Here is a 20,936-nt window from a genome sequence, read left to right as displayed (position 1 = left end):
GGGGTTACCGGGCTCACCCGCGGCCCCATGGGCAGCGCAGCGGTCACCGGGCCGAGGCGCGTCGGGGGACCGCTCGACGGGCCCGGTGGTCGAGATCGCGATAGGCTGACCGGGTGGATCGTGCCGAACTGTCCATCACGGTACAGCGGACGGGCGATGAGGCCGTGCTTCGTCTCGCCGGTGAGATCGACATGCTCACGGCCACCCAACTGTCGACCGTCGTCAACGAGGTGCTGACCGAACCCCCGCCGCGCATCGTGCTCGACCTGGGCGGGGTCACCTTCTGCGACTCCCAGGGCCTCGGCACCCTCGTCGTGCTCAGCCGCAAGGCCAGCCACTCGCAGAGCCTGCTGGTGCTCAGCAACGTCGGCGACTTCCTGCTCCGCGTCCTCGACATCACCGGCCTCCGCTCGGCCCTGATGATCCGCAACGAAACCGCCCCCTGACCCCCGCCCCACCCCGTCCCTGCCCCGCCCGGTCCCGCCCGGTCCCGCCCCGGTGATCATGAAGTTATTGCCAGGACACGCCGAGGCGGGCAGCAATAACTTCATGATCAACGCGGGTCAGGAGCGGGTCAGGGCCGGGGCCGGGGGGCAGAGGGCCGGGTCAGGTGACGGGGACGTCGCGGCGGCGGAAGGCGGTCAGGCCGGCGAGCGCCATCAGCAGGGCCAGGGCGGCCAGGACCAGCAGCGGGGTAGCGCTCCAGTGGTCACTCAGCACCTGGGGGGTGTGGGTGAACGGGGAGACGTCCAGCAGCCACTGGCTCAACTCCAGCACCGCGCCGAGCTGGCCGAGCAGCACGCAGACCGCGAGCACCGCCCAGGCCACCGGGGCGAGCCGGGGCAGCAGCCCGTAGAGCAGCACCGCGAGGCCGGCCAGCACCCACGCCGCGGGCACCTGCGCCAGCCCGGCGCCGATCATCCGGGTCAGCTCGCCCGGCACGTCGTGGACGCTGATCCCGTAGGTCAGGCCGGTGGCGGAGCCGGTCACGGCGAGCACCACCACGGGTCCGAGCAGGGCGAACACCAGGTGCGAGAGGAGCCAGCCGGACCGGTGTACGCCGGTCGCCAGCAGCGGCTCGGCCCGCCCGGCGGTCTCCTCGGCCCGCATCCGCAGCGCCGCCTGGATCCCGTAGCCGGCCGCGGCCAGCCCGGCCAGGCTCAACGTCGCGCCGAGGTACGCCTCGGCCAGCCCGGATGCGCCGCCGATTCGGGACATGATCTCTTCCAGCTGCGGGTTGCCCTCGACCGACTTGCCGGCGGCCTCCGCCGCCCCGCCGAGGATCAGCCCGAGCAGGCCGAAGCCGACCGACCAACCGAGCAGCTGACCCCGGTGCAGGCGCCAGGCCAGTCCGAACGATCCGGAGAGGGCACGCCTGGCGGTGGCCGGCCCCAGCCGGGCCGGGAGCAGCCCGGCGCCGAGGTCCCGCCGCACCGACAGCGGGTACGCGACCGCGGCGAGCAGCACGCTCAGCGCGACCGGCAACAGCAGCACCCACCAGTGCTCGCCCTCGTACGCCCGGATGCGCGGGGCCCAGCCCAGCGGGGACAGCCAGCTCAACCAGTCCCGCTCCGCGGCGTCTCCGGCGAGCCGGAGCGCGAAGGCCAGCCCGAGCACACCGATTGCGATCCCCCGGGCGCCGCCGGCGCTCTCGGTGAGCTGGGCGGCGAGCCCGCCCACGGTGGCGAAGGCCACGCCGGCCAGTGCCGCGGCGAGCCCGTACGCCAGGGATCCGCCCGCCGGCAGGCCGGTGGAGGCCAGCCCGGCGGCGGTGAGCAGGCCGAGCAGCAGGTCCGCCGCGTACGTCACCAGCAGCGCGGCGGTCAGGCCGGCGTACCGGCCGAGCACGCTGCCGCCGAGCAGTTCCCGGCGCCCGGCCTCCTCCTCGGTGCGGGTGTGCCGGATGACGGTGAGCAGGCTGAACAGCCCGATGATCACGGTGAGGAACCCGCCGCGCTGGGCGGTCAGCGCGCCGACGCTGTCCCCGTACACCGGACCGAGCAGTGCGATGATCGACGGGTTCCGGGCGGTGCCGGCGGCGTACGCGGCCCGCTCGGCGGCTGTCGGGAAGAGCTCGAAGAAGCTGGTGGCGTACGTCATCGGCAGGAGGGACAGCACCAGTACCCAGAGCGGCAGCAGGACGCGGTCCCGGCGCAGGATCAGCCGGACCAGGTGGCGGGTCCCGGTGAGGGTGCTCATCGGGTCGCCTCGGCCGGCTCGCCGGTGGCCTCGTAGTGCCGCAGGAAGAGTTCCTCCAGCGTCGGCGGCTTGCTGACCAGGCTGCGTACCCCGATCTCGGTGAGCCGGCGTAGCGCGGCGGGAAGGGCCGGGCCGTCCACGTCGAAGCGGACCCGGTTGCCGTCGAGCCGCAGGTCGTGCACTCCGGCGAGTTCGAGCAGGCCGTCCAGCGGACCGGTGAGCTCCGCGTCGATCGAGGTGCGGTGCAGGTGGCGGAGCTCATCGAGGGTGCCGGTCTCGACACTGCGGCCGTTCCGGATGATCGTCACCCGGTCGCAGAGCGCCTCGACCTCGGCGAGGATGTGGCTGGAGAGCAGCACCGTGCGCCCGTCCCGCTTCGCTCGGCCGACCCAGTGCTGGAAGACGTCCTCCATCAACGGGTCGAGCCCGGAGGTCGGCTCGTCGAGGATGAGCAGCTCGACGTCGGAGGCGAGCGCGGCGACCAGGCCGACCTTCTGCCGGTTGCCCTTGGAGTAGGTCCGCCCCTTCTTGCGCGGGTCCAGCTCGAACGACTCCAGCAGTTCGGCGCGGCGCTTCGGGTCGAGCCCGCCGCGCATCCGGCCGAGCAGGTCGATCACCTCTCCGCCGGAGAGGTTGGGCCAGAGGGTGACGTCGCCGGGGACGTACGCCAGGCGGCGGTGCAGGGCGACGGAGTCCCGCCAGGGGTCGCCGCCGAGCAGACGGACGGCCCCCGCGTCCGCCCGCAGCAGACCGAGCAGCACGCGGATGGTGGTCGACTTGCCGGCGCCGTTGGGGCCCAGGAAGCCGTGCACCTCCCCGGCGCGGACGGTGAGGTCGAGTCCGTCGAGAGCTCGGGTCCGGCCGAAGGTCTTGACCAGGCCGGACACCTCAATTGGAGTTTCCATGCTTCGGAAGTTACGCTCGCTTCACAAACTTGTGAAGACCGTGAGATCTGAGGCACCATCATTTTCACGACATTTTCACGGGAGGAGCGACCGCCGATGCCTGACGACCACCGCCCGGCCCGGAACGACGAGGAGGTCCACCTCTTCGTCGAGCGTATGGCGATGGCCTTCGCGGACGTCGGCTTTCCCCGGATGGCCGGCCGGGTGCTCTTCACCGTGATGAGTGCGGACGACCCGCTGACCGCCGCCGAGATCGGCGAGCGGCTCGGGGTCAGCGCAGCCGCCGTCTCCGGCGCGGTCCGCTACCTGACCCAGTTCGGCATGCTGGTCCGCGAGCCGGTCAAGGGCTCCCGGCGGGACCACTACCGGATGCCGGACAACCCCTGGTACGAGGCCACCATCACCAAGACCGGCCTCTACAAGAACTTCATCGACATCGCCACCGGCGGCGTCGACGCGCTGGCCGGGCGGGGCACCCCGGCCGGGGAGCGGGTGGCAGAGATGCGGGACTTCTTCCTCTTCGTACAGGAGGAGATCGACGCGCTCGGCGAGCGGTGGCGGGCCCGGCGGGCGGCGACCGGCCACGCGGACAAGGCGAGCTGAGCCGGCGGCCGGCAGATCGTCGTCAAGCGGGCGCGGCTTCCGACCTGCGGCGGATCAGGGATGCGCGCCCCAGCGGGCCTGCTCCAGCAGCTCGACCGCGCGGTCCCGGGCGTCCGGGTCGTCCGAGCGCAGCAACCCCGTCGCCTCGTCCACCGCGTCGGTGAGGACGCGCCACTGGGCGTCCCGCTCCCGTACCAGGTCGGACTGGGCGGCGAGCTGCCGGGTCTTCACCCACAGCTCCACGAAGACCGACACCTTCGCCCGCAGCACCCACGGGTCGAACGGCTTCGTCAGATAGTCGACCGCGCCGACCGCGTACCCGCGCAGGGCGAGCTGGGCGTCCCGGTCCGCGGCGGTGAGGAAGATGATCGGCACGTGCCGGGTCCGCTCCCGCCGCTTGATGTGGGTCGCGGTCTCGAACCCGTCCATTTCCGGCATCTGCGCGTCCAGCAGGATCACCGCGAAGTCCTCGACCAGCAGCTGCTTCAGCGCCGCTTCGCCGCTCTCCACGGCCACCGACTGCACCGGGAGCCCCTGGAGGATCGCCTCCAGGGCCATCAGGTTCTCCCGTCGGTCGTCCACCAGCAGCGCCTTGGCCGTCTGCGTCACGAGCTCTCCTTGCCCCGGCTGCCGCTGATCCAGGACGCCATCAGCTCGATCAGCTCGTCCAGATCAACCGGCTTGGTGATGTAGTCGCTGCCACCGGCCGCGAGCGCCGACTCGCGGTCGCCCGGCATCGCCTTCGCGGTCAGGAAGACGATCGGCAGGTCAGCGAAGCGGTGGTTGCGCCGGATCTGCCGGGTGGTCTCGTACCCGTCCTGGTCCGGCATCATCGCGTCCATCAGCACGATGTCCACCTCCGGATGCTCGGCCAGCAGGCGGACCCCGTCCGCCCCGTTGTCCGAGTACAACACGGTCATACCGTGCAGTTCCAACGCGCTGGTCAGGGCGAAGACGTTGCGGACGTCGTCGTCGACGATCAGCACGGTGGCGCCCTCCAGTCGCCGGGTCGCCGGGGTCTCCGGCGGCGCCGGCAGCTCCATCGGCATGAGCAGCGACGACGGCAGGCCCGCGCGGGCCGGCGACGGCGGCTGCGGCGCCACCACCGCGTCCGGTGCCAGCACGTCGGGTACGAAGAGGGTGAAGGTCGAGCCCTGCCCGGGCACCGACGACACCGTGATCGTGCCGCCGATCAGCCGGGCCAGGTCGCGGCTGATCGACAGGCCCAGCCCCGTGCCGCCGTACCGCCGGCTGGTGGTGCCGTCCGCCTGCTGGAACGCCTCGAAGATCAGCGACAGCTTGTCGTCCGAGATGCCGATGCCGGTGTCGATGACCGTGAACGCGATCACCTGCCGGGCGTTGGTCAGCGCCGGCACGTCGAAGATCGCGTTCTCCGGGGCCGGGGCGATCCGCAGGGTCACCCCGCCGGCGTCGGTGAACTTCACCGCGTTGGAGAGCAGGTTGCGCAGGATCTGCTGCAACCGCAGGGCGTCGGTGACCAGGGACGGCGGCAGGTCCTTCGCCACCCGCACCTGGAAGTCGAGGCCCTTCTCCTCGGCCTGCGGGGCGAACGCCTGCTCGACGTAGCCGCGGATCTCGGAGAAGCGCACCTCGTTCGGCTCGACGTCCATCCGGCCCGCTTCGATCTTGGACAGGTCGAGGATGTCGTCGATCAGCGAGAGCAGGTCGGAGCCGGCGCTGTGGATCGTCCGGGCGAACTCGATCTGCTTGGGGGTGAGGTTCTGCTCCGAGTTCTCCGCCAGCAGCCGGGCCAGCAGCAGCAACGAGTTCAGCGGCGTACGCAGCTCGTGGCTCATGTTCGCCAGGAACTCCGACTTGTACGCCGACGCCCGGGTGAGCTGCTGCGCCTTGTCCTCCAGGCCGAGCCGGGCCAGCTCGATCTCCCGGTTCTTCGTCTCGATGTTGCCCTTCTGCTCGGAGAGCAGCTTGGCCTTGTCCTCCAGCTCGGCGTTGGTCCGCTGCAGCTCCGCCGACTGCTCCTGCAGCTCCTGGGCGAGCCGCTGGGACTGGGCCAGCAGTTCCTCCGTACGCCGGTTGGCCTGGATGGTGTTCACCGCCAGGCCGATGGTCAGCACCAGCCGCTCCAGGAACGACAGGTGCAGCTCGGAGAACGGGGTCACGCTGGCGAACTCGATCACGCCGAGCAGCTCACCCTCGAAGAGGATCGGCAGCACCACCAGGTCGGCCGGGGGCGTCTCGGCCAGCCCGGAGCGGATCGTGAGCCGCCCGTCCGGCTGCGCCTTCACCCGGATCGTCCGGCGGGAGAGCGCCGCCTGCCCGACCAGCCCCTCACCGGGCGCAAAGGTGACGTCGCGTCCCCGCGCCACGTAGCCGTACGAGGCCGTCAGCCGCAGCCGCAGGCTGCCCTCGGAGGTGTCCGCCAGGAAGAACGCGCCGAGCTGCGCGTCGACCAGCGGGGTCACCTCCAGCATGATCATGCGGCAGACCTCGCCCAGGTCGCGCTGGCCCTGCAGCAGACCGCCGATCCGGGCCAGGTTGGAGTCCAGCCAGCCCTGCTCGGCGTTCTTCTTGGTGGTCTCCCGCAGGGTGACGATCATCTGGTTGATGTTGTCCTTGAGCTCGGCGACCTCGCCCTGCGCCTCGACCGCGATCCGCTGGGTCAGGTCGCCCCGGGTCACCGCGGTCGACACCTGGGCGATCGCCCGCAGCTGGGTGGTGAGCGTCGAGGCGAGCTGGTTGACGTTCTCCGTCAGGTCCCGCCAGGTGCCGGAGACGCCCTTGACCTGCGCCTGACCGCCCAGCTTGCCCTCGGTGCCCACCTCGCGCGCCACCCGGGTCACCTCGTCGGCGAACGACGACAGCTGATCCACCATCGTGTTCACCGTCGACTTCAGCTCCAGGATCTCGCCCTGAGCGTCGACGGTGATCTTCTGGCTCAGGTCGCCCTTGGCGACGGCGGTGGTGACCGAGGCGATGTTCCGCACCTGGCTGGTCAGGTTCGACGCCATCGAGTTCACGTTGTCGGTCAGGTCCCGCCAGGTCCCCGAAACCCCCTTGACCTGCGCCTGACCGCCCAGCTTGCCCTCGGTGCCCACCTCGCGCGCCACCCGGGTCACCTCGTCGGCGAACGACGACAGCTGATCCACCATCGTGTTCACCGTCGACTTCAGCTCCAGGATCTCGCCCCGGGCGTCCACCGTGATCTTCTGCGACAGGTCGCCCTTGGCCACTGCGGTGGAGACCTGGGCGATGTTGCGCACCTGGGCGGTGAGGTTCGACGCCATCGAGTTCACGTTGTCGGTCAGGTCCCGCCAGGTGCCGGCCACACCGCGTACCTGGGCCTGACCGCCGAGCTTGCCCTCGGTGCCGACCTCGCGGGCCACCCGGGTCACCTCGTCGGCGAACGACGACAGCTGATCCACCATCGTGTTCACCGTCGACTTCAGCTCCAGGATCTCGCCCCGGGCGTCGACGGTGATCTTCTGGCTCAGGTCGCCCTTGGCGACGGCGGTGGTGACCGAGGCGATGTTCCGCACCTGGCTGGTCAGGTTCGACGCCATCGAGTTCACGTTGTCGGTCAGGTCCCGCCAGGTCCCCGAAACCCCCTTGACCTGCGCCTGACCGCCGAGTTTGCCCTCGGTGCCCACCTCGCGGGCCACCCGGGTCACCTCGTCGGCGAACGACGACAGCTGGTCCACCATCGTGTTCACCGTGTTCTTCAGCTCCAGGACCTCGCCCTGGGCGTCCACGGTGATCTTCTGCGAGAGGTCACCCTTGGCGACCGCGGTGGAGACCTGGGAGATGTTGCGGACCTGGCTGGTCAGGTTGCCGGCGAGCTGGTTGACGTTCTCGGTGAGGTCGCGCCAGGTGCCGGAAACGCCGCGTACCTGGGCCTGACCGCCCAGCTTGCCCTCGATCCCCACCTCGCGGGCCACCCGGGTCACCTCGTCGGCGAACGACGACAGCTGGTCCACCATCGTGTTGACGGTGTCCTTGAGTTCCAGGATCTCGCCCTGGGCGGCGACCGTGATCTTCTGGGACAGATCGCCTCGGGCGACCGCCGTGGAGACCTGGGCGATGTTGCGCACCTGGGCGGTCAGGTTGGACGCCATCGAGTTGACGCTGTCGGTCAGGTCCTTCCAGGTCCCGGCGACGTTCGGCACCTCCGCCTGACCGCCGAGCTTGCCCTCGGTGCCCACCTCGCGGGCCACCCGGGTCACCTGCTCGGCGAAGAGCCGCAGCGTGTCGGTGAGCGCGTTGATGGTGTGCGCGAGCTCGGCGACCTCGCCCTTCGCCGACACGGTGATCTTCTGCGACAGGTCGCCCTTGGCGACCGCCGTGGAGACCTGGGAGATCGACCGCACCTGGTACGTCAGGTTCGACGCCATGGTGTTCACCGAGTCGGTGAGGTCCTTCCAGGTGCCGGCGACGCCGCGGACGTTGGCCTGGCCGCCCAGCTTGCCCTCGGTGCCGACCTCGCGGGCCACCCGGGTCACCTCGTTGGAGAAGGACGAGAGCTGGTCGACCATGGTGTTCACGGTGCGGCCGATGCGTAGGTACTCACCGCGCAGCGGACGACCGTCGATCTCCAGCGCCATGTGCTGGGAGAGGTCGCCCTCGGCCACCGCCACGATCACCCGGGCGATCTCGGTGGTGGGCCGGCCCAGATCGTCGATCAGCGAGTTGATCGCCCGCTGACCCTCCGCCCAGGAGCCGTCGAAGCCCTCCTCGTCAAGGCGTTCGGTGAGGCGGCCGTCCCGGCCGACGATCCGGCTGATCCGGCGCAGGTCCAGGTGCTGCCGCTCCTGCAGCGACACCACATCGTTGAAGGCGTCGGCCACCTCGCCCGCCGTACCGGCGCGTCGGGGCAGCCGGACCTTCAGGTCGCCGCGGCGGACCCGCCGCAGCGCCTCCGCCAGTTCGGCGAGCAGCACCTCGTGATCGGGGGCGGACGGGTCCGCGGCTACCGAATGTTTCGCCGTGGTCATCATTCCTCGCTCAGCTCGGGGCATACAGCTCGTGCCGACTTGGCCATCCCACCATTCTGCCCGCGCCGCCGTCGAGGCCACGGCTGCGACGGCTCGCCACGCCCACGCGTCCCGGCCCAGCGAGTCCGGACGCCTCGCCGTGGTCGTCCGTGGGCCGCAACCCCCACGGTGGCTGAAGTTGGCGCCTCGGCGCGTGGTGGAGCCCCCTACCTCCGAGTTTGTGCAAATCTTGCTCCTCTGGGGTCGCGCGAGGTGGCTGGCGGTACGACGCCCGGGATGCCCCGATCCGGGCCGGGACGCCGGTGGTACCGCGTCACCGGCCCGCCGCGAGGTCGGTGGACCGGCTTGGCACCCGGGGTGGCGGCGGTGGAGGATACGGAGGTGTCAGCGGCGGAGGCGGGGCCCGCGATGACCGGCGGCTCGGACGAGCATGTCCGGCGGGTCAGGCTCCCCGCGGACCGGCGTACCCCCGCCGCCGCCCGTGCCCTGGTCCGCTCCGTGCTGGCCGATGCGGGACTCGACGAGCTGCTCAACGAGGCACTGCTGCTCACCACAGAGCTTTCCACCAACGCCGTCGAGCACGCGCGCACCGAACTGGACATCGAGGTCGCCGCGGACGAGATCGGGCTGACCGTGACCGTCTCCGACTTCGCCGTGGGCCCGGTGGACGAGCTGGTCGTCGGCGTCCGCAACCTGTCGTCCGACATCAGCGAGGTGGCCGAGCGGGGTCGGGGGCTGCTGCTGGTGGACCACTTCGCCAGCCGCTGGGGTACCACCTACCTGCCCACCGGGAAGGGCGTCTGGTTTCGGCTGGACCGGCACCCGGCCGACCCGCCGGCCGGGGACGCGGAGGCCGAGGAGCCGCTGGCGCCGCATACCTCGGCCCGGGGCGCGAACAGCGCGGCCGGGGAGAGTTCCGGGCCGAGCGCCGCCGGGATCAGCGAGCTGATGCAGACCAGCCCCGACCCGTACGCGGACGACCCGCTGCCGGAGTTCGCCAGCGCGCTGCTGACCCGACTCGGCGAGATGGTCGGCGCGGCCGGTGGCGTGGTCCGGCTGGACCGGGGCGATGGACGGGGCCCCCAGGTCCTGGCCCGGTACGGGCGGCAGCCCCGGGAGGGCAACGAGCTGCTCCGGGTGCCGCTGGCCGTGCATCGGCCGTACGCCGGGGAGCTGGAGCTGGACGCGGCGCCGTCGGCCTACGCCCGGCCGCTCGCCGTGCTGGCGGCCGAGCGGCTCTCGCTGCATCTCGAGAACGACCGGCTGCGCCGGGCGGACGTCCGCCGGCAGGGCTGGCTGACCTTCCTGGCCGAGGCGAGCGAGCTGCTCGCCCAGTCCCTGGACGTCGAGCTGACCATGGCGCTCATCCCGCAGCTCGTGGTGCCGCGGCTCGGGCAGTGGTGCGCGGTGCACGCCACCGATGAGTGGGGTCGGCTGCGGCTCGCCGCGTCCAGCCACGCCGACGAGTCGAAGCTGCCGGCGCTGCACAAGGTGCTCCAGGAGACCGGGCCGGAGTCGATCCAGGCCCGGCTGCGCGAGGCGTCGCGGAACGCCACGCAGGTGCCGCTCGGCGCCCCGATGGAGGGCTTCGCCGTCCCGCTGATCGCCCGCGGCCAGCGGCTCGGGACCCTGGCGGTGGGGCGTCACCAGCGGCACCGGCACGACCCGGACGAGGTCTCGGTGCTGGAGGACGTGGCCCGGCGGGCGGCCCTGGCGATCGAGAACGCCCGGATCCACGCCGAGCGCCGCCGGGTGGCCCAGACGCTCCAGCAGTCGCTGCTGCCGCCGGTGCTCCCGGTGGTCTCGGGGATCGGCTTCGCCGCCGAGTACGTCCCGACCGGCGGAGACGCCGACGTCGGGGGCGACTTCTACGACGTGGTGCCGCTGCCGGACGGCCGCTGGCTGGTGGTGGTCGGGGACGTCTCCGGCAAGGGCGTCCAGGCGGCGGCGGTGACCGGCCTGGTCCGGGACGTGATCCGGGCGCTGGTCGGCGACGGCAAGCCGCTGCCCGAGGTGCTGAGCCGACTCAACGAGACGCTGGTCGAGCGGGGCGGCGGCCGGTACTGCACGCTGGCGCTGGCCGCGGTCGGGCCGGGCGAGGGCGACCGGCTCGACGTGGCCCTGCACCTGGCCGGGCACGACCGGCCGGTGCTGTTGGGCGGCGGCGGTGGCGCCGCCTTCGTCGGGGCCGGCGGCACCGCCCTCGGGCTACTCGACTCGATCAGTACGCCGACCGCGGAGATCCCGCTCGGGCCGGGGGACGCCCTGATCTTCTACACCGACGGGGTGACCGAGCGGCGGCGCGGCCGGGAGCTCTTCGGCACCGAACGGCTGCGCGAATCGGCCGCCCCGCTGGCCGGCTACTCGGCGGACGTGGTGGCCGCCCGGCTCCGCGCCACCGCGATCGGCTTCTCCGTCGAGGCGCCCCGCGACGACATCGCCATCCTCGTCCTCCGCAACGACGCCCTCTGACCCGCACCTGATTCCCCGCCACCCCGGAGCGCCCGCGCCGAGCCCTGCCCGCCCGCCGCCCCCGGTGATCATGAAGTTGTTGCTGCGACACGCCGTGCCGGATGACAACAACTTCATGATCACCAGGGCCAGGGAGGGGGTGGGCGGGTCAGAGGCCGCCGGGGAGGCGGCCGGGGGCGAGGCGCTGGTGCGGGTCGAGGTGTTCCTTGGCCGCGCGGAGGCGGGGCAGCGTCGGCAGCTCGCCCCAGAGGTCGACCGCCCAGCGCACCGGCGCGGGGGCGGCCACCACGACGCAGCGGCCCTGCCGGGCCAGCAGCACCCCGCGGACGGCGGCGAGGATCGACGCCACCCGGTCGGGCGCCAGCGCGCCGGGCAGGGCGGCGTGCACCGTGCCGACCCCGGCGGAGCCGCGGATCGGCACCGGGCCGCCGGCCGCGTCGCGCAGTGCGTAGACCGCCGCGTGAAGATCGCTGATGGGCACCTCGATCCGGAGTGCGGTGTCGCCCGGACCGAACGGGTACCGCCCCCACCACTCCGGCGCGGCGTGGCTGACGACGGTTTCCCGACCGAGGAGGGCGACCAGCCGCTCGGCCCGCTCGACCACGTCGGCCGGGCCGCCCTCCAGCAGCACCAACAGGCTGCCCGCCGCGGCCGGTCCACCGGCGCGGCGGGCCGTCGCGGGATGGTCGGGCCGGCCGCTGACCGACGGGTGATCGGGATGGACCCGCCGGCGCGGCAGGGGCACCGGGACAGGCAGGTCCAGCTCGATCGCCGCCGGGTCGAGCCGGGCGGCGAGCACCGTCCGGACCAGGTCGTGCACCTCCAGCGGCGTCCAGACCGGCCGGGTCACCCAGAGCCGGCCGGCGGGGACGGCCTGCACCCGCATGGTCGCCGAGACCAGCACGCCCAGGCCGCCCTGGGAGCCGCAGAGCAGCCGGGCGAGGTCCAGCCCCGGCAGATCACCCGCCCCGAACAGCGCCGCCGCGCCGCCACCCGGCCCGGCCCGGCCCGACGGGACGGTGCCGCCGCTGCCGCCACCCACCACCGGAGCGGCCCGGCCGAGCAGCGCGGCCCCGGCCTCGCCCAGGCTCACCAGCTCGCCGTCGGCGTCCAGGTAACGGACCCCGACCAGTTGGGCGCACGGGCTGCCGTGCCGCTGCCGCAGCGGGCCGGCCTCGTCGGCGGCGAGCACGCCGCCGAGGGTCGCCCCGGGGGACGGGGGATCCACCGGCAGCCGCTGACCGGTGCGTTCCAGGGTCGCCTGGACCGCCCGCAGCGGGGTCCCGGCGCCGACCTCGGCCGTCGGCGACCCCTGCGGCTCGTGCCAGACCCCGGCGAGCCGGCCGGTGTCCAGCATGATGTCGAGCTGCGCCGGGGCGGCACCCCAGTCGATCTTGGTGCCGGCGCCCCGGGGAACGACGGTGAGGTCGTGCGCGGCGGCCAACCGCAGCACCTCGGCGGCGGCGTGCGGGCCACCCGGCACCGCCACCCAACGGGCGGGCCGGCCGGCGACCTCGTCGGCCGGGCCGGCGAAGCGGGCGAAGGGCGGGCCACAGATCTCCGCCAGTCGCCGAGTGATCTCGAGGGCTCCGGGCCGGTCGGTCGAACTCGCTGCTGCCGCCATGCCGGCCATCGTACATGTGTTCGAACACCGACGGCGGCGAATCCTGCGACAGGACCGGTGAGCTGCTAAAACCTGCCGGCAGCCCACCGTACACAGAGCAGACTCGTCGGCTCGGACCGCAGATCCGGCGCGGCTCAGCGCGACGACAGCTCGCGGTCGGCAAGCCGGGTCGCGGCGGTGATCTCGACCTCGATCAACGTAGCGTCCGCCGGCGGTGACCCGGCTGCTCACCGTACTCGCGGCGACGGCCGCCGAGCTGTGGCCGGCCGAAGACGAACCTCGCGAAGCCGGTACGCGATCCGGGTAGCTCAGGTGCGATCCGCACCAGCCGCGTATCGACGGGTCCGACCGGCCGGGCCGGTAACGTGACGGGCGTGACCACCGAGACCCCCGTGCCCGCCGCCAAGCGTGTCCCGACCGAGCGCACCCACCACGGCGACACCGTCGTCGACGAGTACGCCTGGCTCGCGGCGAAGGACGACCCGGAGACGATCGCCTACCTGACCGCGGAGAACGCGTACACCGAGGCGCGGACCGCGCACCTGGCGGGGCTGCGGGCGGAGCTGTTCGAGGAGACCCGCCGCCGCACCCAGGAGACCGACCTGTCCGTGCCCACCCGCAAGGACGGCTACTGGTACTACACCCGCACGGTCGAGGGGCAGCAGTACGGCGTGCACTGCCGCCGAACCGTCCGCGACGGCGAGACCGCACCCCCGGTCAGCGCCGACGGCGCCCCCCTGGAGGGCGAGGAGGTGCTGCTCGACGGCAACCAGCTCGCCGAGGGGCACGACTTCTTCGCCCTGGGCGCGTTCGACGTCAGCCCGGACGGGCGCTGGCTGGCGTACTCGACGGACTTCGCCGGCGCCGAGCGGTTCACCCTGCGGGTCAAGGACCTGCAGACCGGAGAGGTGCTCGCCGACGAGATCCGGGACACCTTCTACGGCACGGCCTGGTCGACGGACGCCTCGGCGCTCTTCTACGTCACGGTCGACGACGCCTGGCGGCCGAACCGGGTCTGGCGACACACCGTCGGCCGGCCGTCGAGTGAGGACGTGGTGGTCCACCAGGAGGACGACGAGCGGTTCTGGGTCGGTGTCGAGCTGACCCGCTCCGAGCGGTTCGTGGTCATCGACATCCACAGCAAGATCACCAGCGAGGTCCGGGTGATCCCGGCGGCCAACCCGACCGGCGAGCCGGCCATCATCGCCCCGCGCCGGCAGGGCGTCGAGTACTCGGTGGAGCACCACGGACACCGGTTCCTGATCCTGCACAACGACGGCGCGGAGGACTTCGCGCTCGCGTTCACCTCGGCGGACGCGCCCGGCGACTGGACGCCGCTGATCGAGCACTCCCCGGGCACCCGGCTGGAGGCGGTCGACGCGTTCGAGAACTACCTGGTCGTCTCCCTGCGCAGCAACGGGCTGACCGGGCTGCGGGTGCTCCCGGTCGGCGGCGGCGACGAGTACGACATCGACTTCCCCGAGCCGATCTACAGCGTCGGGCTGGACGCCAACCCCGAGTACCGGACCCGCGAGCTGCGGCTGCGCTACACCTCGCTGGTCACCCCGGACTCGGTCTACGACTACGACCTGCTCACCCGGCAGATGGTGCTGCGCAAGCGGAAGCCGGTGCGGCCCGGGCCGGACGGGCGGGCGTACGACCCGGCCGACTACGAGCAGCACCGGGACTGGGCGCTCGGCGACGACGGCACCCGGGTGCCGATCTCGCTGGTCTGCCGCAAGGACAGCCCGCGCGACGGTTCCGCCCCCTGCGTCATCTACGGCTACGGCTCGTACGAGGCCAGCATGGACCCGTGGTTCTCAATCGCCCGGCTCTCCCTGCTCGACCGGGGCGTCATCTTCGCCGTGGCGCACATCCGCGGCGGCGGCGAACTGGGCCGCCGCTGGTACGACGAGGGCAAGCTGCTGGCCAAGAAGAACACCTTCACCGACTTCGTGGCCTGCGCCCGGCACCTGGTCAAGGCCGGCTGGACGGCCAGCGACCGCCTGGTGGCCCGGGGCGCCTCGGCCGGCGGTCTGCTGATGGGCGCGGTGGCCAACCTGGCTCCGGACGCGTTCGCCGGCATCGTCGCGCAGGTGCCCTTCGTGGACGCGCTCACCTCGATCCTCGACCCGTCGCTGCCGCTGACCGTCACCGAGTGGGAGGAGTGGGGCAACCCCCTGGACAACCCCGACGTGTACGCGTACATGAAGTCGTACACCCCGTACGAGAACGTGGCCCCGGTCGACTACCCGGCCATCCTCGCGGTGACCAGCCTGAACGACACCCGGGTGCTCTACCACGAGCCGGCCAAGTGGATCGCCCGGCTGCGGGCGGCCGCCCCGCAGGGCGACTACCTGCTCAAGACCGAGATGGGCGCCGGGCACGGCGGCCCCAGCGGCCGGTACGACGCCTGGCGCGAGGAGGCGTTCATCAACGCCTGGATCCTGGACCGCCTCGGCCGCGCCTGACCCCGACCCGCCTCGCCCCGCCCACGCGCACCGTGCCCGGCGGCGGCACGAGGGGGGTTCAGGGGGCGGTGACGACCTGGGCGAGCAGGGTGGGGTCGACGTTGCCGCCGGTGACCACCGCGACCGTACGGCCGGACGGCAGGTCCGCGCTGCGGAAGAGCCGGGCGGCGACCGCCACGGCGGCGCTCGGCTCGACCACCAGGCGGGCGTCGCGGACCAGCCGGCCCATCGCCGCGCCGATCTCCTCCTCGGTCACCGTGACGATGCCGTCGAGGCGTTCCCGCAGGTGGGCGAGGGTCAGCGCGGACAGGTGGGTACGCAGCCCGTCGGCACTCGTCCGGTAGGTCCGCTCGACGTCCCAGACCACCACCTCGCCGACGGCGAGCGACTCCCGGGCGTCCGCGGCGAGCAGCGGCTCGACCCCGATCACCGCGGTGGACGGGCGGAGCCCCTTCACCGCCGTGGCCACTCCGGAGGAGAGGCCACCGCCGCCCACCGGCACCAGCACCACCTCCACGTCGGGCAGATCCTCGACGATCTCCAACCCGACGGTGCCCTGCCCGGCGATGATCCGCCGATCGTCGAAGGGCGGCACCAGGGTGGCACCGGTCCCGGCGACGATCCGCTCCGCCTCGGCGAGCCGACGGGCCGGCGGGACGAGCACCACCTCGGCGCCGAGAGCCCGGATCCGGTCGACCTTGACCCGCGGCGCCCCCTCCGGCACCACCACGGTGCACGGGACGCCGGCCGCCCGGGCGGCGTACGCCAGCGCCTGCCCGTGGTTACCGGACGAGTGGGTCACCACGCCCCGGAGCCGCACCGCCGGGTCGAGCCGGGCGACCGCGTGGGTCGCGCCGCGCAGCTTGAACGAACCCACCGGTTGCAGGCTCTCCGGCTTGAGCCACAGCGCCGCGTCCCACGGCGTGGGCATCAGCGGAGTACGCGTCACGACGCCCGCGATGTCGACGGCGGCGGCCCGGATGTCGGCGAGCGAAACAAGACCCATCGCCCCATCCTGCCGCGAGGCGGCGGGCACCCGCAGACCCCGGTCGCCGTCACAGGTGAAGGTCACTCTCGATCAGGGAACAGTCCCCTCGGCCCGCGCAGGAGGCCACTACTTCCAGGATCGAGCGCGATCTTGCGGGTCGGGCGCGCTCGGTTGGGTCCGGGATGGTCGGGGTGCGCCCAGGGTGGGACGAACCCGACCTAGACTGCCGGGATGATCGGGGCCGCGCGGTGAGCGACGACGAGGAGGCGGCCGGGGCTGACGTACCGCCGAGAGCGCGAGCCGGCGCGGCCCGGCGCGGGACGGCCTGGGTGATCCTCGGCGTGGTCGCCGCCGCCCTGTTGATCTGCTGCTGCTCCGCCGTCATCGGCCTGGCGCTCTCCTGGTCGGCGGGCCTCCTCAACGCCCGCTGACCCGGCCGCCCGACGGCCCGTTCGGGCGCCCTGACCGCCGCCGTGCGGCGGGCCGGGCCGGGCCGCCAGCGAAAGCGTCAGCGGCCCGTGGGAGCCGAGTCGACCAGCGCCGCCGCCTCCCCGGTACGCACCATCCGCTGCCAGCGCAGCCGGTTGCCGACCACCGCGGTGACCACCGACTGCACCACCACCAGGTACATCACCTGCCGGTAGACCAACTGCTGGAACGGCAGCGACCAGAGCGGGCCGAGGCGCTCCCGGTCCAGCCGCAGCGCGTACGCGGCGGTCAGCGCCTGGAGCAGCAGCAGCGCCACCCAGGCCAGCGCGAGCGACGACCAGGGCAGGAAGAGCAGCCCGTAGAGGGCGAAGACGTCGACCGCCGGTGCCGCCAGCGGCAGCACGATCTGGAACACGGTCAGGTACGGCAGGCCACGCCGGCCCAGTTTGCCACCGGCGTCCTGCTCGCGGAGCGCGTGCCGGTGCTTCCACATCGCCTGCATGGTGCCGTAGCACCAGCGGTACCGCTGCCGCCAGAGCTGACGCAGCGACGACGGCGCCTCGGTCCAGGCGATCGCGCCCTCCTCGTACACCACCCGCCAGCCGGCCCGGAGCACCTTCATGGTCAGGTCCGTGTCCTCGGCGAGGGTGTCCGAGGGGACGCCGGCCACCCCGAGCAGCACCTCCCGACGGAACGCGCCGATCGCGCCGGGGATGGTCGGCATGCACTCCAGCACGTCGTACATCCGGCGGTCGAGGTTGAAGCCGATCACGTACTCCAGGTGCTGCCAGCGGCCGAGCAGTCGGCGCCGGTTGGCGACCTTGGTGTTGCCGGAGATCGCTCCGACCGTCGGGTCGGCGAAGCCCTGCACCAGCCGGTACACCGTGTCCGGCTGGAACACGGTGTCCCCGTCCACCAGCACAAGCAGCTCGGCCCGGGCGGCCCGGATGCCGGTGTTCAGCGCGGCCGGCTTGCCGGCGTTGGCCTGCCGGATCACCCGCACCCCGCGTAGCCGCATCCGCTCGACGATCTCCGCGGTGCCGTCGGTGGAGCCGTCGTCCACCACGATCACCTCCAGCGCCGGGTACGCGCTGGCCACCAGCGACCGCACGGTGGCGGCGATGTTCGCGGCCTCGTTGTACGCCGGGACGATGACCGAGACCGGGCCGTTCACCTCGGGCCGGCGGCGGCTCGGCCGGCGCACCCGGCGCACGTGCAGCTGAGCGCAGACCACCTGCACCGCGAGCCGGGCGACGCCGAGCGCCAGCGCGACGCCGAGCAGCACATTCATCGCCGAGGCCAGCCAGCCGGCGCCGACCTGCGCCCAGCGCAGGGTCGTGCCGCTCAGCCGGGCGCCGGCGCCGGCCGGCACCATCGAGCTCGGCGCGCCGATCCCCTCGGAGACGGTGGTGAACCGGTAGCCCTCCCTGGTCAGCCGGGGCAGCAGCCGGTCGAGGGCGGCCACCGTCTGGCTCCGGTCGCCGCCGCCGTCGTGCATCAGCACGACCGCGCCCGCCCCGGCCTGCGGGCTGGCCGCCTGGACGATGGCGGGGACACCCGGCCGCTGCCAGTCCTTGACGTCCCGGTCGGCGAGCACGGCCACGTGCCCGCTGCCCGCGGCGTCCCGCAGCGCCTGGTACTGCGGCGCGGTGAGCGACGTCGTGGTGGACGAGAACGGCGGCCGGAGCAGCGTCACCTCGCGGCCGGTGACACCGGCGATCGCCGTGCGGGTCCAGGAGAGCTCGGACGCGGCCCGCCAGGCCGGCACCGCGCTCAGCTCCACGTGGGTGAAGGTGTTCGAGCCGATCTCGTGCCCCTCGGCGAGGATCCGCCGCACCAGCTCCGGGTGCTCGTTGACCCGGGCGCCGACCAGGAAAAACGTGGCGTGGGCGTGGTGCCGGCGCAGCACGTCGAGCACCTGCGGCGTCCAGCGCGGGTCCGGCCCGTCGTCGAAGGTCAGCGCGATGATCCGCGCCGGTATCCGGCGGGCGATCGGCGTAGGGCTGTCCAGCCGCAGCACCGGCCCGCCGGTGGTGACCGCTCGCGGCGCGGGCGAGGCGTGGGCGTTGGACGGGCCGCTGCCGCCGGTGACGTTGGTGACCATGGCGTTGAAACTGAGCGCGGCGAGCAGGACGGCCATGCCGAGCAGGAGCAGCAGCCAGTGCGCCCGGGGATCTCGGCGGGCTACGTGTCGGGCCATCGTCAGGGCTTGCCGGGCGTTCTGCTCGGCTTGGCGGTGCTGCGCCGCTCGTCACCCTGGCCGGGCACCGTGGAACCGGACGGCTGGGGGGCGGGTGCGGTGCTCCTGGTCGTGGCGGTGCTGCCGCCCGCGGAGGTGGGCGAGAGCGACGGCACGGGCACCGAGGTGCTGGTCGCCGGCGCCGGCCCGGGGCTGGGGCTGGCGTGATCGCCCCGCCCGCCCGGGGCGTCCACCCCGGCCTCGATCGGCGGCTGCTCCTTCGTCTCCGACCAGCCGGGCAGCGACACCGACGAGTCGAAGAAGAGGCCGGCCAGGATCAGGCCGAGGCTGGTGAGCAGGCCAACGCCCATCACCGTGCCGGCAATCACGGTAAGCCGGCGACGCCGCCCGGTCCGGTCGACGAACACCGGCGGCGCGCCGCCGGGCTGGTTCTGCATGCTGTTGGTCTCCCGCTGTTCCGCTCTCCGCCGTCCCCGCGCGGCCCGGCACGGGGACCCGCCGGGGGCGGGCCTCCGCGTTCAACAGCGTAGCGGGCGGCCGCCGCGTCACAGCTCCTCCACCGCCGTGCTGGACCGGAGGAGGAGCAGGCCGACACCGACGGTCGCCAGCACGGCGGCTCAGTGAATAGCGGTGTCAAGGACGGCCGGCGCGGCAGGACGGCACCGGCCGGTGTGCTCAGGCGGTAGGAATCCAGGCGGGGTTGCGGCCGGTGCGGCCGAGGAGGCGGTCGAGGTCGGTGGCCTCCCCGGTGGTGGGGACGGGATCGGCGAAGGCGCCCATCTGCCGGCCGGTGGACCCCATCCGATCCATGAAGCCGTGCAGCGCCCCCAGCACCTCCGGCTCGGCGTCCAGCCGCTGGCCGGTGGCCCGGGCCAGGTCCCAGCCGTGCACGGTCAGGTCGGTCAGGGCCATCTCGCCGACCGTCTCCTGCGGCAGGCCCATGCCGGGCGAGACGCCCTCCAGCGCGGCCGGGTCGGACCACGCCTCGATCAGCCGCCCGGTCTCCGCCTCGAACCCGTCCCGCCAGCCCTCGGTCAGGTGGTCGGTCTTCGCCGACCAGTCCACCTCCCGTCTGCGGGCAAGCGCCTGGAAGTTGACCACCACGTCGTACAGGTGGTTGAGCAGGTCGCGCACCGAGTAGTCGGGGCACGGGGTGGGCAGTTCCAGCTGATCGGCGGAGATGCCGCGGACCACCGCCACCGTCCGTGGTGCGGCGGCGGCCAGCAGCTCACTAGTCTTTGTGGCCATAGGGCCAGCGTATGAGGGCGGTCTTGAAGAAATGCGACAGCAGCCGCGGCGGGACAGTCGGGGGATCCTCGACCCCGGCCGGCTGCTGCGGCAGGTCCGGTTCCGCCGGCGGCTGCCCGCCCCGGCGCTGCGCCGCTACGTCGAGCACTACTGGCTCATCGACTGGGAGCTCGCCGAGCCGCACGAGCAGCGGGTGCTGCCCCACCCGGCGATCAACGTGGTGTTCCACGGCCAGGCCGGCGGCCCGGAGACCGCCGAGGTGGCCGGCGTGGGGACCCACCTCTTCACCATCACGCTGCGCGGCACCGGCCGGGTCAGCGGGATCCAGTTCCGCCCGGGCGGCTTCCGGCCGTTCTGGCGACGTCCGGTCGCCGAGCTGACCGGCCGGCGGGAGCCGCTCGCCGCCGTCGGGCTGCCCGCCGGCGGTCCCGTCTGCGCCGGTACGGACGACGACCGGTGCCAGCGGTTGGACACCCTGCTCACGAGCTGGAAGCCCGAGCCGGACCCGCTGGCCGCCGAGGCGACCGCACTGGTCGAGGAGATTCGCGCCGACCGGGGCATCCTGCGGGTGGACGACTTCGCCCGGCGGCACGGCGTCTCCACCCGGCGACTGCAGCGGCTCTTCCTCGACCACGTCGGCGTCGGTCCGAAGTGGGTGATCCGGCGCTACCGGCTCCAGGAGGCGATCGAACGGGCCGCCGGCGGGCCGCTCGACTGGGCGACGCTCGCCGCCGACCTCGGCTTCAGCGACCAGGCCCACCTGGTCCGCGAGTTCACCGCGGTCACCGGCCTCTCCCCGGCCGCGTACGCCCGCTCGCTGGCCTGAT

General features: G+C 73.1%; 15 protein-coding genes. 6 read left to right on the top strand and 9 right to left on the bottom strand.

Annotation, left to right across the window (positions count from 1 at the left end; translation table 11 throughout):
- The first annotated feature begins 113 nt into the window (after window positions 1–113).
- Window positions 114–446, top strand: a complete 333-nt coding sequence (locus GA0070624_RS05805) for an STAS domain-containing protein (RefSeq protein WP_091337309.1) — start codon at window positions 114–116, stop codon at window positions 444–446.
- 160 nt (window positions 447–606) lie between these two features.
- On the opposite strand, the gene GA0070624_RS05800 is transcribed toward GA0070624_RS05805, so the two are convergent.
- Window positions 607–2,199, bottom strand: coding sequence for an ABC transporter permease (locus GA0070624_RS05800; protein ID WP_091337307.1), 1,593 nt, complete (start codon window positions 2,197–2,199; stop codon window positions 607–609).
- Window positions 2,196–3,104, bottom strand: coding sequence for an ABC transporter ATP-binding protein (locus GA0070624_RS05795; RefSeq protein ID WP_091337306.1), 909 nt, complete (start codon window positions 3,102–3,104; stop codon window positions 2,196–2,198). Before GA0070624_RS05795 ends, GA0070624_RS05800 begins: the two co-directional genes overlap by 4 nt.
- A gap of 96 nt (window positions 3,105–3,200) precedes the next feature.
- On the opposite strand from GA0070624_RS05795, the gene GA0070624_RS05790 reads away from it, so the two are divergent.
- Window positions 3,201–3,707, top strand: a complete 507-nt coding sequence (locus tag GA0070624_RS05790; RefSeq protein ID WP_091337304.1) for a GbsR/MarR family transcriptional regulator — start codon at window positions 3,201–3,203, stop codon at window positions 3,705–3,707.
- Between the two features lie 54 nt (window positions 3,708–3,761).
- Here GA0070624_RS05790 and GA0070624_RS05785 read toward each other — a convergent pair whose 3' ends face one another.
- Entirely contained in the window at window positions 3,762–4,316 is a 555-nt protein-coding gene (locus GA0070624_RS05785; protein WP_091337301.1) for a response regulator, read from the bottom strand.
- Window positions 4,313–8,677: a hybrid sensor histidine kinase/response regulator gene (locus GA0070624_RS05780; RefSeq protein ID WP_091348236.1), complete on the bottom strand. Its 4,365-nt coding sequence runs from the start codon at window positions 8,675–8,677 to the stop codon at window positions 4,313–4,315. The genes GA0070624_RS05785 and GA0070624_RS05780 overlap by 4 nt, the downstream gene beginning before the upstream one ends.
- A gap of 408 nt (window positions 8,678–9,085) precedes the next feature.
- On the opposite strand from GA0070624_RS05780, the gene GA0070624_RS05775 reads away from it, so the two are divergent.
- Complete coding sequence (locus GA0070624_RS05775; RefSeq protein WP_091337299.1) at window positions 9,086–11,149, top strand: SpoIIE family protein phosphatase; 2,064 nt, start codon at window positions 9,086–9,088, stop codon at window positions 11,147–11,149.
- A 148-nt stretch (window positions 11,150–11,297) separates the two neighbouring features.
- Here GA0070624_RS05775 and GA0070624_RS05770 read toward each other — a convergent pair whose 3' ends face one another.
- Entirely contained in the window at window positions 11,298–12,773 is a 1,476-nt protein-coding gene (locus GA0070624_RS05770; protein ID WP_091348233.1) for an FAD-binding oxidoreductase, read from the bottom strand.
- Between the two features lie 374 nt (window positions 12,774–13,147).
- Between GA0070624_RS05770 and GA0070624_RS05765 the strand changes: the two genes are divergently transcribed.
- Window positions 13,148–15,244, top strand: coding sequence for a S9 family peptidase (locus GA0070624_RS05765; RefSeq protein ID WP_091337296.1), 2,097 nt, complete (start codon window positions 13,148–13,150; stop codon window positions 15,242–15,244).
- A 58-nt stretch (window positions 15,245–15,302) separates the two neighbouring features.
- On the opposite strand, the gene GA0070624_RS05760 is transcribed toward GA0070624_RS05765, so the two are convergent.
- Window positions 15,303–16,250, bottom strand: a complete 948-nt coding sequence (locus GA0070624_RS05760) for a threonine ammonia-lyase (RefSeq protein WP_091348229.1) — start codon at window positions 16,248–16,250, stop codon at window positions 15,303–15,305.
- A gap of 230 nt (window positions 16,251–16,480) precedes the next feature.
- Here GA0070624_RS05760 and GA0070624_RS05755 point away from each other — a divergent pair, with 230 nt between their 5' ends.
- Window positions 16,481–16,663, top strand: a complete 183-nt coding sequence (locus GA0070624_RS05755) for a hypothetical protein (RefSeq protein WP_091337294.1) — start codon at window positions 16,481–16,483, stop codon at window positions 16,661–16,663.
- Window positions 16,664–16,740: 77 nt separating this feature from the next.
- Here the strand turns inward: GA0070624_RS05755 and GA0070624_RS05750 are convergent, their stop codons facing one another.
- From GA0070624_RS05750 to GA0070624_RS05740, 3 genes are all read right to left on the bottom strand, one after another.
- Window positions 16,741–18,861: a bifunctional polysaccharide deacetylase/glycosyltransferase family 2 protein gene (locus tag GA0070624_RS05750; RefSeq protein ID WP_091337292.1), complete on the bottom strand. Its 2,121-nt coding sequence runs from the start codon at window positions 18,859–18,861 to the stop codon at window positions 16,741–16,743.
- A 2-nt stretch (window positions 18,862–18,863) separates the two neighbouring features.
- Window positions 18,864–19,298: a superantigen-like protein SSL4 gene (locus GA0070624_RS05745; protein ID WP_091337290.1), complete on the bottom strand. Its 435-nt coding sequence runs from the start codon at window positions 19,296–19,298 to the stop codon at window positions 18,864–18,866.
- Window positions 19,299–19,536: 238 nt separating this feature from the next.
- Window positions 19,537–20,109, bottom strand: a complete 573-nt coding sequence (locus GA0070624_RS05740) for a TIGR03086 family metal-binding protein (RefSeq protein WP_091337288.1) — start codon at window positions 20,107–20,109, stop codon at window positions 19,537–19,539.
- Window positions 20,110–20,140: 31 nt separating this feature from the next.
- On the opposite strand from GA0070624_RS05740, the gene GA0070624_RS05735 reads away from it, so the two are divergent.
- Window positions 20,141–20,935 (top strand): helix-turn-helix domain-containing protein, encoded by a 795-nt coding sequence (locus tag GA0070624_RS05735; protein WP_091337286.1) that lies wholly within the window; start codon window positions 20,141–20,143, stop codon window positions 20,933–20,935.
- Window position 20,936: the final 1 nt, after the last annotated feature.

The organism is Micromonospora rhizosphaerae (genome assembly GCF_900091465.1).
Classification (GTDB): domain Bacteria; phylum Actinomycetota; class Actinomycetes; order Mycobacteriales; family Micromonosporaceae; genus Micromonospora; species Micromonospora rhizosphaerae.
Note: the sequence above shows the minus strand (reverse complement) of the source record. Positions and strands in the feature narration are given on the sequence as shown.